Below are 12,995 nucleotides of genomic sequence, written 5' to 3'. Positions count from 1 at the left end.
TGATTGGTATATTACACATCGATATTCTTCAAAGATAATGAACAAAACGGCAATAATTAGTGGGGGTAGCCAGGGAATTGGCAAAGCTTTAGTAAAAAAATTCTTATCTGAAGGATTTACCGTATTTACCTGTTCCCGAAACGGCGATAAATTAAAGGCCCTTTCAACCGAATTCAATACAAACGCCCTGCACACATTTGTAGCAGATTTAAGTGTTAAAGTTGAATGCCAGGATTTCGCAAAATGGGTTTTAGGCCAAACCAAATCCATCGATGTCCTGATCAACAATGCCGGCTTTTTTATGCCAGGACAGATTCAGAACGAGGAAGATGGGGTTTTGGAAAGCCAAATCGAGGCGAACTTGTACAGTGCCTATCACTTAACAAGAGCCTTTTTACCCACATTTCAAGCCCAAAAATCAGGGCACATCTTTACCATTTGTTCTACCGCATCCATCACCGCTTATACCGCTGGGGGATCGTATTGCATCAGTAAATTTGCCTTACTAGGCTTCACGAAAGTCTTGAGAGAAGAAACCAAAACACAAGGAATCAAAGTGACGGCCATCTTGCCAGGCGCCACTTTAACGCCGGCATGGGATGGAGTGGAATTACCCGAAACACGATTTATACCGGCAGATGACGTGGCTTCCACGATATTCTCTGCTTACTCGATGAATCCGTCGACCGTTTTAGAAGAAATACTGATCAGACCACAATTAGGGGACATTGAATTATGAGACCCTGGGACAAATATAGCATCACGGAATTACCCGAAATAGCGTCTAGCTTGATCAGGGAGACTAAGAACTACCCTAATGTCTGGTTATTTCGCGGTGAAATGGGTGCAGGGAAGACGACCTTAATTATAGAGATTTGCCATCAATTAGGCGTGGCTCAATCGGTTCAAAGTCCCACCTTTTCCTTAGTAAATGAGTATGTGGATGCGATGGGGCAACCGGTTTATCATTTTGATTTATACCGTTTGAAGAATGCCCAAGAGGCTTTTGACATCGGATTAGAAGAATATTTAGACTCTGGACATCTGTGTTTAATTGAATGGCCGGAGCAGGCGGAGGAGTTTTGGACCTTTGAACACCTCGAATTAAACGTATCACACGTAGATGATACGCACCGTAAATTAGAAGTCGTATGGCGAAGATACTAGAACATAATCCGTTTCAGGAGTTGCTTTCGAAGCAAGGAATCGCACCTTTAGAGGCGATGGCATGGACGAAGCAGAATGCCCAAAGCATCCGCATTAGCCTTCCCAAGGAATCCGATCCGAATGAGAATCGCATTTCATTAAGCCCGCAGGCGGTCACTTTATTGACCAATAACGGCCATGAAATCGTGATTGAAAAGGGCGCTGGAGAACGAGCCGGGTTTAGCGATTCAGATTATTTATTAGCCGGAGCCAGTGTGAGTGAGGATGTGGCCATGATTTGGCAGAGTGCCTTAACCTTAAAAATCACTCCTCCCACCATCGCGGAAATAGCGCGCATGAAAGAAGGGCAGGCCTTTATTTCCAGTGCTTCTTACCAGCATTTATCCTCCGAGTTAATCGATGCGATTAATGCCAAAAAGCTGATGGCCATCGGCCTCGAGTTCGTCGAAGACAATGGAGGCGGCTTCCCATTCATCAAAATCATGGCGGAGATCGCTGGGCAATTGATTTTACCCATCGCTACCGATTTAATTCAAAAGAAAAAAGGATTGCTTTTAGGAAATGTAACTGGGGTTCCTCCCTGCAATATGGTGCTTTTAGGTGCTGGGCAGGTGGTGGAGCAGGTGGCGCGAGCGGCAGCGAGCGCAGGCGTGCAGTTCCAAGTATTCGATAAAGATATTTACAAGTTACAACGCCTAAAAGCAGCGCTAGGTTTCCCAGTCGTAACTCAAGTAATTGACTCCGAAAATCTAGCCAAAGCTCTTCAAGAGGCCCAAATAATCGTAGGAGCCCTTCGTTCAGACACTGGAATCACGCCTTGTATTGTAACCGAGGAGATGGTTAGCAAGCTAAATCCTGGAACGTTAATTATTGATATTTGCATTGACCAAGGAGGCTGTTTTGAAACTTCTGAAGCGAGCACCATTCAAAAACCAACCTTCGAAAAATACGGTGTAACACATTATTGCGTTCCGAATATACCTTCTTTAGTAGCACATACGGCTAGTTTAGCTATCAGCAACCTGATGACCTCCTTCATCTTGAAGGCTGGCAAGACGGGGGGAGTGGAAGAAATGCTTTGGCAGGGAAAATCCTTCATGAAAGGGGTATTCTGCTATAAAGGCTTCGTAACGCAACCGAGTACGGGGAAATTGTTTCACAAACCCGTGAAAGACATTCAATTATTATTACTAAGTAAGAGTTAAATCATGATCGAAGATTACACCGCCCTCTCAAACGCGCCTAATTCCCCTGACTTGAACGGGAAATATTTAGGCCTTATCTCGTCCGACTTCATCAAAGTCGCAGACGCCTTAAAAGAAGCATCTTACCAAATCAAGAAGCGCGGCTTCTCCGATTTCCCCATCTTTGTCACCTCACAACGTCCCATCGAAATAGGCCAAAAGCTCATCGGAGTAGGCGAATTGCACGAAAACAAATGGAATTACCACGCTTCCATGATGGAAGAATTCGTGCAACGCAAACTAATCGCAGAAGAAAACATGGAGCTATTTGTCCAAAACTTTAGAGACATCGAAGAATACGCCTGCCTATTTGTGGTGGATGGACAGTTTACGAATTTTGTGTTTATTCCTTTCCCAGAAGAAGGGAGAGAAGAGATTGTAGAGTAGAGAGTATAGATGAGAGAGCGGAGAGAGGAGATATTTTATCTTTACTCTATACTCTATAATCTCTTATCTAATTTTCGAAAAAGGATGAAAATCCCTTACCATTTGCGTCAAATAAGCCCTATCCAAGTGCGTATAAATCTCTGTCGTCAAGATCGATTCATGGCCTAACATCTCCTGAACGGCACGTAAATCTGCACCACCTTCAATCAAATGCGTGGCAAATGAGTGTCGAAAAGTGTGGGGACTTATCACTTTAGTGATTCCAGCTTTTGCAGCCAGATCCTTACAAATTAAAAATACCATTACCCGACTTAGGCCTGAGCCCCTCCTATTTAGGAAAATAACGTGAGTCGAATCTTTCTTTACTGGTACAGAGGGTCTAACTGATTCCAGATACAGATTGAGGTATTTAAACGCATCACGGCCTGCTGGAACGAGACGTTCTTTGTCGCCTTTTCCGCGAACTTTGACGAAGCCTTGATCTTCGTATATATCTTCTCTTTTTAGCCCAATTAACTCGGAGACGCGTAATCCGGCTCCATATAAGAACTCTAGCATAGCCCGATTTCTTACTCCTTCCGGACTGGAAAGATCGGCTTGTTCGAGGATGGCTGTGATTTCATCAAAGGAAAGGGTGTCGGGAAGTTTTCGGCCCATTTGGGGATTCTTCACGTGCACCGTAGGATCCGCTTTTAGGGTCCCGTCGAATACGAGAAATTGAAAAAAGGCCCGGATGCCAGACAAGGTTCTGGACTGAGTACTCGCCTCGATTCCTAAGGAGTGCAGGTCTTTTAAAAAGGCCAAAATATGGGTTTCGTCTACTTTATCAATTGACACAGGTGAAACGGCCAAATAGGTTTCCAGTTTTTGGATGTCTCGCAAATAGGCTTCGTGGGAATGTTTTGACAAACCCCGTTCTATTTTCAAGTAATCACCAAAAGACTGGATTTCTGTCTCCCACATATAGAATTTATACCATGAATCCCGTAAATTTAAAGTAATTACGTATTTTTACACCGCATGTTCCCTTATTAATATGGTAAGAAAGAAAATATTGATCCTGAATGGCCCTAATCTGAACTTATTAGGCACGCGTGAACCAGAAATTTATGGGGCACAGACGTTCGAGCAGTTTTTGGAAATCTTACAAGACAAGTTCGGTGAGCAATTAGATATCTCCTATTTTCAATCCAATGAAGAGGGAGTTCTGATTAATAAATTACACGAAGTGGGTTTTAGTTATGATGGCATTTTATTCAATGCAGGAGGCTATACACATACTTCGGTGGCTTTGGGTGATGCCGTTGCGGCCATTAAAACTCCAGTCATTGAAATACATATTTCTAATGTGCACGCTAGAGAAGATTTTCGTCACCACAGTTATTTAAGTCCTAAAGCAAAGGGAATCATCGTGGGTCTAGGCCTTCGTGGTTACGAATTAGGACTTTATTCCTTTATATAACCCATGTTATCTTTCTACCCTGGTCCTTCTAAGGTTCATCCAGAGGCCCTTGGATACATTCAAGAGGCTTTTGAGCAGGGTATTGTGAGCATGAATCACAGAAGTCCGCAGTTCGAAGCATTGCTGGAAGCTACGTTTCAGGAGCTTCATGCTAAATGGAATATCCCGGCTGATTATACTATTTATTTCGTTTCTTCGGCGACCGAAGCTTGGGAAATTGTTACTCAATCTTTGGATAGAAAAAAGTCTACCCACCTTTATAATGGGGCTTTTGGTAAGAAATGGGCTCATTATGCCAAAGCGACAGCAGAGTCATTTGAGTTTACCTTAGACCAAAGTCTAGCCGAACTAGGTCAGCAATTAGGACCCATCTCAGGTGATACTTTGTGTTTAGTCCAAAGCGAAACGTCGAATGGAAGCGGCCAGCAAATACGTCGTGCTGATTTTCAGTTAGGCGAAGACGCTATTATCGCCGTAGATGCCACTTCCTCGATGGGCGGCATCGAATTGCCTTGGAATGAGGCAGATGTTTGGCTGGCCTCGGTTCAGAAATGCATTGGAATTCCTGCAGGTATGGGTTTGATGATCTGTTCTCCTAAAGCTTTAGCACGTGCGAAAGAAGTAGGACGCGCAACACATTACAACGATGTGTTATTTTTAGAAGAGAATAGGCGACACTTTCAGACACAAATGACGCCGAATGTGTTAGGCATTTACCTTGTTTATCGACTAACTCAACAGCTTCCTTCATTATCAGAAACACATCGCGCTACTTTGGCAAAAATGAAAATCTGGACAGATTTCTGGGATCAGCAGCGCGATTTCACTTACTTAATTGAAAGGGAAGACTTACGCTTGCCTACCGTTTTAGCCTTGAAAGGCCCTGCAGAGAAGATTCAGGCCTTGCATGCCCGCTGTCAAGCGAACGGGATTGAACTAGGCAAAGGATATGGCGAATGGAAAAAAACGACGTTCCGAATCGCAAATTTCCCAGCCCACACTATAGAAGATATTGAAACACTCATCAAACACCTTACTAATGACCTTTAACTTTAACTCTAAAGAGATACTCTCCTCCTCGCTGATTTTATTTTCCGTCATCGATATTTTGGGATCCATTCCCATCATCATCGAATTGCGTAAAAAGAATGGCGACATTCACCCGGGTCAAGCGACCTTAGCCTCTGGAATCATCATGGTTGGATTTTTCTTTGCGGGAAAGTTCATCTTGCACCTTTTAGGAGTGGACACAAATTCCTTCGCGATGGCGGGTGCTTTGATCATTTTCCTTATCGGTATGGAGATGACTTTGGGCCGTAGCATCTTTAAGAGTGAGGAAATTGAGACAAATACCCATTCGATTGTGCCTTTAGCCTTTCCGATTATTGCAGGTGCGGGAACGATGACCACTTTGATCTCATTGAAATCACAGTTCGAAGAGGAAAATATCATCATCAGTATCTTCATTAACCTGATTTTTATTTATATCGTTTTGCGCTCTAGCGTTTGGATTGAAAAGAAATTAGGAAGTGCTGGGACGCAGATTTTGCGTAAGATTTTTGGGGTTATTTTGATTGCGATCGCGATTAAGATCTTTAAATCACGTTTGATGTAGATGGCCAAAAAACAAAAATATTATGTGATTTGGGCAGGTCATCAGACCGGAATCTTTGATTCCTGGGCAGAAACCGAGAAAAACATCAAAGGATATGCGGGTGCGCAATACAAGTCTTTTGAGTCGAAAGCCGAAGCAGAAAGCGCGTCAAAAAAGAACTATTGGGCAAGTGTGTCTCCTGCATCCAAGACTAAAACACCCCGAATAAACGCAGCTAAAGTTGTTATTCCGAGCATTTCAGTAGATGCTGCCTGTGCAGGCAACCCAGGTGTTTTAGAATACCAAGGGGTAAATACAGAAACAAAAGAGGTATTATTTGCGCGCGGGCCATTCCCAGAAGGAACCGTTAACCTAGGTGAGTTTTTAGCCATCGTTCATGGGCTTGCCTACCTAAAGAAATTAGATTGCCCCTACCCTTTGTATTCAGATTCGAGAACGGCTATTGCCTGGGTTCGAAACAGAGCCATCAAGACGAATTTAGAGCGCAATGCGGGAACAGAAGAGTTATTCAAGATGGTCGATAACGCCATCGCTTGGTTAAAAAGTAATCACTATTCCACGAAAGTCTTGAAGTGGGAGACAGAAGATTGGGGTGAAAATCCGGCAGATTATGGCCGAAAATAGATCCCTTTTCGAGTTCAAGCAGTTCTCATTACACCACGGAAATCCGGGATTGAAGATCAGCACGGAAGCTTGTCTGTTCGGTGCTTGGGTCTCCTTGAAAGCGCGTGGTAATTGCTTAGATATAGGAACTGGTTGTGGCTTATTGGCATCCATGATAGCCCAAGCAAATACAAACTGCACCGTAAAAGCACTAGAAATACATCCTGAGGTAACTTTATTAGCCGCAGAAAACTTCGAAAAAAGTCCCTTCAAAGAGCGTCTTCAAGTCATCCAATCTGACGTTAGCGCATACCATCCAGACGAAAAATTCGATTTCATCTGTTCTAATCCTCCCTTTTTTACAAATCATCTTCCTGCAACGGATCAAGCCAGGCACATGGCTATCCATGCAGATCATTTGAGTTCAGCTGATTTAGCGGCCTCGATTGATCGATTACTGTCGGAAGGCGGAGAATTTGCGGTTTTGTATCCAGAAGATGTTTTGGTACAATTCGAAAAAACGCTCCAAACAAAAGGATTATATATCCATGAAAAAGTGACCATTCATTCGAATCCATCCAGCCCAGTTTTGCGCGTTATGGCGTGTGGATCAAGGAAAGAAAAGCAAACAGAGGAGCGCAGCTTACATATCAAAACCGAACAATGCGAAAACAGCCCGGAATTCATCGAATTATTAAGACCCTATTATATCATTTTTCCTTCGTAATTATTTTGTACTTTTGCGCGTATGTTACAGCTATCCATCGTAGTACCTCTTTATAATGAAGCCGAATCGCTTCCAGAACTGTGTTCTTGGATCGACCGCGTCATGAAAGAAAATGCTTTTCCTTACGAAATGATCTTCGTGAACGATGGAAGCAACGACAATTCTTGGGAGGTATTAAAACAATTATCCACGCAATACAGCAGTCTTTTAGCTATTTCCTTCGCTCGCAATTACGGCAAATCAGCCGCGCTTCACGAAGGATTCTGTAAGGCATCTGGCCAAGTAGTCATCACCATGGATGCTGATTTGCAAGATTCCCCGGATGAAATTCCAGAATTATATCGATTGATTACAGAAGAAAATTATGATTTAGTTTCGGGCTGGAAACAAAAACGCTTCGATCCTTTATCGAAAACGATTCCAACCAAATTATACAATGCGGCGACGCGCAAACTTTCTGGGGTTAAATTGAATGACTTCAATTGCGGTCTGAAAGCCTATAAATTAGAGGTAGTGAAAACGATTCGTTTGTACGGCGAAATGCACCGCTACATTCCTGTTCAAGCGAAATGGAACGGCTTTACCAAGATTGGCGAGAAAGTGGTTCAGCACCAGGCACGTAAATATGGTGTGACGAAATTTGGCTTAGAACGATTCTTGTTTGGATTTTTAGATCTATTATCGATTTCGTTTGTGCAGATTTTTGGCAAGCGCCCTATGCACCTTTTTGGCAGTTTAGGCATCCTTTCTTTCCTAACGGGTTCTAGCTTAACTATTTACCTTATCGGTGTTAAACTATACAACATTGCCTATAATTTGAAGTACCGCAATGTCACGGATAACCCACTCTTCTTTTTGGCATTAGTTGCCATCATTTTAGGGGTTCAATTATTTTTAGCCGGATTCATAGGGGAGTTATTAATCACTAATTCGGATAAGACGACGAATTATCAAATCAAGGAAGAAATATCCTAATTATGCCAAACAATGATCTGAGCTGGCTTTCGCGTTCCGAGTTATTAATCGGTTCGGAGGGAATCCAGAAATTACAAAAAGCACATGTTTTAGTCGTCGGTTTAGGAGGAGTAGGTTCTTTTGCCGCAGAATTCATCGCACGTTCCGGCGTAGGAACGATGACCATAGTCGATGGAGACGTAGTAGATCCAACTAACCGAAACCGTCAATTACCTGCTTTAGCCACAAACCATGGAGTTTCGAAAGCCCAAATCATGGCAGAGCGATTATTAGCCATCAATCCAGCCCTTCAATTAACTTCAGTCGAGCAATTTTTAAGCCCAGAAGAGGCTAAAAAACTCCTAGAAACCACCAAGTTCGACTATGTGATGGACTGCATCGACTCAGTCACCCCTAAAATTACCCTATTAAAAACAGCCTACGACCTCGGTTTTAAAATCGCCAGTTCGATGGGCGCTGGTGGCAAAATGGATCCCACTCAAATCAGAACAGCCGATTTACTCAACACACGTGAATGCTATCTAGCCTCTTTAGTACGCAAACGTATTCGCAAGATGGGGGTTGGAAAAGGAATTAAAGCGGTTTTCTCTTTGGAAAAAGTCAAAGATGAATCACTCATCCTGACTGACGGAAGCAACTTCAAAAAGTCAGCCTACGGTACCATCTCCTATTTACCGGCAGCCTTCGGAGGCGTAGTCGCATCCATCGTCATTCGTGATTTATTAGACGAGCCAATCCCGATGGAGAAGAAACTAAAATTACCCAAAAAGAATGATCAAAATAGGCGTAATTAATGTGTCAGACCGGGCAAGTGCGGGTATCTACGAAGATATTCCGGGCAAAGCCGTGGTCGAATTATTAAAAGAATACCTGGAATCTGATTTCGAGGTAGTTTACGCTGTCGTTCCCGACGAACAAGATCAACTGGAGGCTAAGATGATTGAAATGTCTAAAGAAGTTTGTCTTCTTGTGACAACCGGCGGAACTGGACCAGCACTGCGCGACGTTACCCCAGAAGCAACAGAAGCAGTTTGCCAAAAAATGATGCCGGGCTTCGGCGAACTCATGCGCTCTGTCAGCCTGCAATACGTTCCTACAGCCATCCTTAGCCGCCAAACAGCGGGCATTAGAAATCAAACATTAATTTTAAATCTTCCCGGAAAACCGAAAGCCATCAGACAATGCTTGGAGGCTGTTTTCCCAGCGATTCCCTATTGCATCGATTTGATCGGTGGACCTTTTTTGGTTTGTAGGGAGGAAAATATGAAGGCTTTTAGGCCAAAATAGCCCGCAGGGCTATTTTCAAAGTTCAAAGAGCAAAGTTCAATTCTTGTCTTTGAACTTTGAAAATAAATGGTGAATGGTAAATGATGAATGGTGAATAATCATTAACCATTTACCACTTACCATTAACCATTATTGCTCATTTTCGAGCAACATCTCATAAAGCCTCTCCGTCACCTCTCCCCTCTTCCCATCACCTATCTGCTTTCCATCGATCGAATAAATAGGCAAAACGCGCTTCGTGGAACCTGTCGTAAATACCTCATCAGCATTCATAAAATCGGCTAGTGAGCAAGGACCCACAAGAACTTCGTAAACCGATGAAGCAAGTGCAATCACCTTTTTGCGGGTAATCCCTTCTAAAATATGATCAGCTGGCGTGTGAATCACACCATCTTTGACATAAAACAAATTAGAACGCGAGGACTCTGAGACACCAAACTCAGGCGTATGATATATTAAATCATCTCCACCGGCTGCACGAACTGAAGGCATTTCGCGCAAGGCATAGGCATAATTCAAGGATTTTATATCTGCCATCTCGCGTTTGTACTCTCGGCTAATTAATCGCAATCCGGAAGTAGGCTCTGCAAAAGAGAAGACACCCGGGAAAATATATAATTCGGAATCGCCGGATGGATCGAAGCCATTTGGACTAAATCCGGCTGTTAAAACCAATTTAACACCCAGGCAGGGATCGACAGATTGCGCGGCGATCTCGTGAATTAAAGTACCTATTTGTTCTTTATTATACGTATGTGGCAGACCCATCTTTGCAGCCGAACTTAAAAAGCGATCCAAATGATCCGACATAAAGATGGGCTTGCCATCCATGATACGGAAGAAATCGAAGATGCCGAAACCACGCAGAAAGCCAACATCCTTAATGGAGACAGTTACTTTGTCGGGGTCTTGCCACGCGCCTTTATAATAAATGGGATAGGCCATTTTGTTGTAGTTTTTGAACTAAATGAATCGTTTCTTTGGCTTCCTTCACATCGTGCACCCGCAAAATGGAAGCACCCTGTTGGAGTGCAATGGTATGCAACACAGTGGTTCCATTTAATGCCTCATCAGCGGTTATACCTAATTCCTTCCAGATCATCGTCTTACGCGAAAGCCCCGCAAGAATAGGTGCACCTAGCAATTTAAAGGAACGTAAATGAGCTAATAAAGAATAATTGTGATCGAGGGCTTTGGAGAAACCAAAACCTGGGTCAACAATCAAATCTTTGAATCCTCGGGAACGCAATTCCTGGACTTTGGGCAATAAGTCGTGTAATACTTCAGCCACCACATTCTGGTAATCTGGCACTTCGTGCACTTGCTCGAAACGCCCTATGCTGTGACTGAGAATATAAGGAACTTGATTCTCAACGATGAAATCGAAGACGCCCTCGTCCATTTGGCCTGCACCGATGTCATTAAATAAATGTGCACCAGCCGCTAAAGCCTCCCTCGCTACAGCTACGCGATAGGTGTCGATCGATATAATCACCGAAGGAAATGCATCGGAGATAGCCGAAATAATCGGACAAACCCGCTCTATTTCTTCTTCCAGACTGACCGGGGCCGCTCCTGGACGAGTAGAATGCCCACCTATATCTAAAATCAAAGCGCCTGCGTCGATCATGGATGAAGCTTGCTGTAAGGCTGCTTCAACTGAAGAAACACGACTTCCTTCGAAAAAAGAATCCGGGGTGATGTTTAAAATCCCCATGATTTTAGGCGCTGAAAAATCAATCAATTGCCCATTTAAACGGATTGTTTGACTGGTGGAAAAAAGAGCGTCCAAATCGAGTGAATTTTAGGATAATTTAAATAATTTTGTAGGCTATAAAAACGCGAGCATCGTATAAAAACTGTATCTATGAACAGGGACTCAACGCCTTCCCAAACCGAAATCGAATATCGCCAAGTAATTTCATACTGCAAAGCCTTGTTTGATAAAAAAAACAAAGATTACGGCACTTCATGGAGAATTTTACGACTATCTAGCTTAACCGATCAAATCTTTATCAAAGCCCAACGCATTCGTAGCATTCAAGAAAAAGGAGCGCAAAAGATTGAAGATGGCATCGAAGGAGAATTCATCGGAATCATCAATTATTGCATCATCGCTTTAATTCAAAAATCGTTGGAAGGATCCGATCAAATGGAATTCGAAGCCACTGAATTAGGCCGCATATATGATGAGCAAGTGGAGATCACTTTGGAATTATTGCGCAATAAAAACCACGATTACGGTGAGGCGTGGCGCGATATGCGAATCAGCAGCATGACGGACTTAATTCTAATGAAGATTTTCCGTACGAAGCAAATAGAAAACAATGATGGTGTGACCCTAGTTTCAGAAGGGGTTGAGGCGAATTACCAAGACATGCTTAATTATGCCGTGTTCTGCCTCATCACATTGAAAAACGAGCAACAGCAGCAACAACAGCAATAATGACCAAAATCGCGAAGTTTTTATTGGTGGGTATTTTCATCTTCTCTGGTCTCATTAAATTGAATGACCCGATCGGAACCCAACTAAAATTAGAAGAATACTTTGACGTATTCTCTGTGGACTTCGCCTTTATGGCTGGTTTTTGGAAGTTCTGGATTCCTTATGCGCTGATTTTATCTATCTTATTAAGTAGTTTAGAAATCATTTTAGCTATCGCGCTAGCACTTAATTACCGCATTAAACAGACTTTGTATGCCTTTTTAGGGATCCTTGCCTTTTTCGGATTCTTGACCTTCTATTCCGCCTATTTTAACAAGGTAACGGACTGTGGATGCTTTGGAGAAGCGATAAAATTAACGCCTTGGACGTCTTTTGGAAAAGATATATTCTTAATTGTTTTGACAGCTATTCTACTAATTGCTAAGAAACCGAAAGATGAAAAAACAGGCAAATGGGTGGCAGCAACAGCAGTTGCCAGCATTGTCGTTGGGACCTTTTGCTATTTATATCTACCTATCAGCGATGGTTTACCCTATGCCGTTGGAGACAATATCCCATCGAATATGAAGGAGCGCGAGCCATTGAAATTCTCCTACGTCTACAAAATCAAGGGGGTAGAAACGGAATTAAGTGAAATGCCTACCGATACGACGGCGCAATTCATTTCGATGCAGGCGACGAACGAGAAAGAGGCAAAACCATTGATCACAGATTACCAATTATGGGCAGAGGGCGATACCACTAATTATACACAAGAAAGCTTCAAAGGGGTAAAATTGATGGTTATTATCCCAAACATCCACCACATGAATGAGGGGGCATTACCAGCAATTGAAAAACTAACAAAAGAATTGAAAAACATGACCGTTTGGCTTGTTTCTGCTTCTCCAGATGCGGAAGTGAATGCCTTACGACATAAGCACCAGTTAGCGTTTCCAGCGCTTTCTGCCGATACGAAAATACTTAAAACCATTGTTCGCTCTAGCCCAGGTTTATGGCTGTTAAAAGATGGAACGGTAAAAGGAAAATGGTCTTCCTATGCCCTACCGTCTGCGGATGAAATTCAACAAAGCCTACAATAA

General features: G+C 42.9%; 17 protein-coding genes. 14 read left to right on the top strand and 3 right to left on the bottom strand.

Going from position 1 to position 12,995, the window contains the following annotated elements; translation table 11 throughout:
• The first annotated feature begins 37 nt into the window (after window positions 1-37).
• From ACILP5_RS07600 to ACILP5_RS07585, 4 genes are read left to right on the top strand one after another with little or no spacing between them, the layout of a single operon-like run.
• Window positions 38-739 carry an SDR family oxidoreductase gene (locus tag ACILP5_RS07600; RefSeq protein WP_395618059.1) on the top strand — a complete coding sequence of 234 codons (702 nt, stop codon included), beginning with the start codon at window positions 38-40 and terminating at the stop codon, window positions 737-739.
• Window positions 736-1,167: a tRNA (adenosine(37)-N6)-threonylcarbamoyltransferase complex ATPase subunit type 1 TsaE gene (gene tsaE / locus ACILP5_RS07595; RefSeq protein WP_395618058.1), complete on the top strand. Its 432-nt coding sequence runs from the start codon at window positions 736-738 to the stop codon at window positions 1,165-1,167. The genes ACILP5_RS07600 and tsaE overlap by 4 nt, the downstream gene beginning before the upstream one ends.
• Window positions 1,152-2,372, top strand: a complete 1,221-nt coding sequence (locus ACILP5_RS07590) for an alanine dehydrogenase (protein WP_395618057.1) — start codon at window positions 1,152-1,154, stop codon at window positions 2,370-2,372. The genes tsaE and ACILP5_RS07590 overlap by 16 nt, the downstream gene beginning before the upstream one ends.
• Window positions 2,373-2,375: 3 nt before the next feature.
• Window positions 2,376-2,798 carry a hypothetical protein gene (locus ACILP5_RS07585; protein ID WP_395618056.1) on the top strand — a complete coding sequence of 141 codons (423 nt, stop codon included), beginning with the start codon at window positions 2,376-2,378 and terminating at the stop codon, window positions 2,796-2,798.
• A gap of 63 nt (window positions 2,799-2,861) precedes the next feature.
• On the opposite strand, the gene xerD is transcribed toward ACILP5_RS07585, so the two are convergent.
• Complete coding sequence (gene xerD, locus ACILP5_RS07580) at window positions 2,862-3,761, bottom strand: site-specific tyrosine recombinase XerD (protein WP_395618055.1); 900 nt, start codon at window positions 3,759-3,761, stop codon at window positions 2,862-2,864.
• A 73-nt stretch (window positions 3,762-3,834) separates the two neighbouring features.
• Here xerD and aroQ point away from each other — a divergent pair, with 73 nt between their 5' ends.
• From aroQ to mog, 8 genes are read left to right on the top strand one after another with little or no spacing between them, the layout of a single operon-like run.
• Window positions 3,835-4,260: a type II 3-dehydroquinate dehydratase gene (gene aroQ, locus ACILP5_RS07575; RefSeq protein ID WP_395618054.1), complete on the top strand. Its 426-nt coding sequence runs from the start codon at window positions 3,835-3,837 to the stop codon at window positions 4,258-4,260.
• 3 nt (window positions 4,261-4,263) lie between these two features.
• Window positions 4,264-5,310, top strand: a complete 1,047-nt coding sequence (locus tag ACILP5_RS07570; protein WP_395618053.1) for an aminotransferase class V-fold PLP-dependent enzyme — start codon at window positions 4,264-4,266, stop codon at window positions 5,308-5,310.
• The gene (locus ACILP5_RS07565; protein ID WP_395618052.1) at window positions 5,300-5,875 is read left to right on the top strand and encodes a MarC family protein; all 576 of its coding nucleotides are present in this window, start codon (window positions 5,300-5,302) and stop codon (window positions 5,873-5,875) included. The genes ACILP5_RS07570 and ACILP5_RS07565 overlap by 11 nt, the downstream gene beginning before the upstream one ends.
• Entirely contained in the window at window positions 5,876-6,499 is a 624-nt protein-coding gene (locus tag ACILP5_RS07560; protein ID WP_395618051.1) for a viroplasmin family protein, read from the top strand.
• On the top strand, window positions 6,486-7,205 hold the full coding sequence (locus ACILP5_RS07555) for a tRNA1(Val) (adenine(37)-N6)-methyltransferase (protein WP_395618050.1): 720 nt from the start codon (window positions 6,486-6,488) through the stop codon (window positions 7,203-7,205). The genes ACILP5_RS07560 and ACILP5_RS07555 overlap by 14 nt, the downstream gene beginning before the upstream one ends.
• 21 nt (window positions 7,206-7,226) lie before the next feature.
• On the top strand, window positions 7,227-8,180 hold the full coding sequence (locus ACILP5_RS07550) for a glycosyltransferase family 2 protein (protein ID WP_395618049.1): 954 nt from the start codon (window positions 7,227-7,229) through the stop codon (window positions 8,178-8,180).
• Between the two features lie 2 nt (window positions 8,181-8,182).
• Window positions 8,183-8,974, top strand: a complete 792-nt coding sequence (locus ACILP5_RS07545; RefSeq protein WP_395618048.1) for a ThiF family adenylyltransferase — start codon at window positions 8,183-8,185, stop codon at window positions 8,972-8,974.
• Window positions 8,952-9,467 carry a molybdopterin adenylyltransferase gene (gene mog / locus ACILP5_RS07540; protein WP_395618047.1) on the top strand — a complete coding sequence of 172 codons (516 nt, stop codon included), beginning with the start codon at window positions 8,952-8,954 and terminating at the stop codon, window positions 9,465-9,467. Before ACILP5_RS07545 ends, mog begins: the two co-directional genes overlap by 23 nt.
• A gap of 129 nt (window positions 9,468-9,596) precedes the next feature.
• Here the strand turns inward: mog and ACILP5_RS07535 are convergent, their stop codons facing one another.
• Together ACILP5_RS07535 and folP are read right to left on the bottom strand one after the other, a co-directional pair.
• On the bottom strand, window positions 9,597-10,412 hold the full coding sequence (locus ACILP5_RS07535; protein ID WP_395618046.1) for an aminotransferase class IV: 816 nt from the start codon (window positions 10,410-10,412) through the stop codon (window positions 9,597-9,599).
• Window positions 10,390-11,259, bottom strand: coding sequence for a dihydropteroate synthase (folP, locus tag ACILP5_RS07530; protein WP_395618045.1), 870 nt, complete (start codon window positions 11,257-11,259; stop codon window positions 10,390-10,392). The genes ACILP5_RS07535 and folP overlap by 23 nt, the downstream gene beginning before the upstream one ends.
• A gap of 75 nt (window positions 11,260-11,334) precedes the next feature.
• Here folP and ACILP5_RS07525 point away from each other — a divergent pair, with 75 nt between their 5' ends.
• Both ACILP5_RS07525 and ACILP5_RS07520 read left to right on the top strand, forming a co-directional pair.
• Window positions 11,335-11,913 (top strand): DUF1599 domain-containing protein, encoded by a 579-nt coding sequence (locus tag ACILP5_RS07525; RefSeq protein ID WP_395618044.1) that lies wholly within the window; start codon window positions 11,335-11,337, stop codon window positions 11,911-11,913.
• Window positions 11,913-12,995: a BT_3928 family protein gene (locus ACILP5_RS07520; RefSeq protein ID WP_395618043.1), complete on the top strand. Its 1,083-nt coding sequence runs from the start codon at window positions 11,913-11,915 to the stop codon at window positions 12,993-12,995. Before ACILP5_RS07525 ends, ACILP5_RS07520 begins: the two co-directional genes overlap by 1 nt.

The sequence above is a fragment of the Aquirufa sp. genome (genome assembly GCF_044239315.1).
GTDB lineage: Bacteria > Bacteroidota > Bacteroidia > Cytophagales > Spirosomataceae > Aquirufa.
Note: the sequence above shows the minus strand (reverse complement) of the source record. Positions and strands in the feature narration are given on the sequence as shown.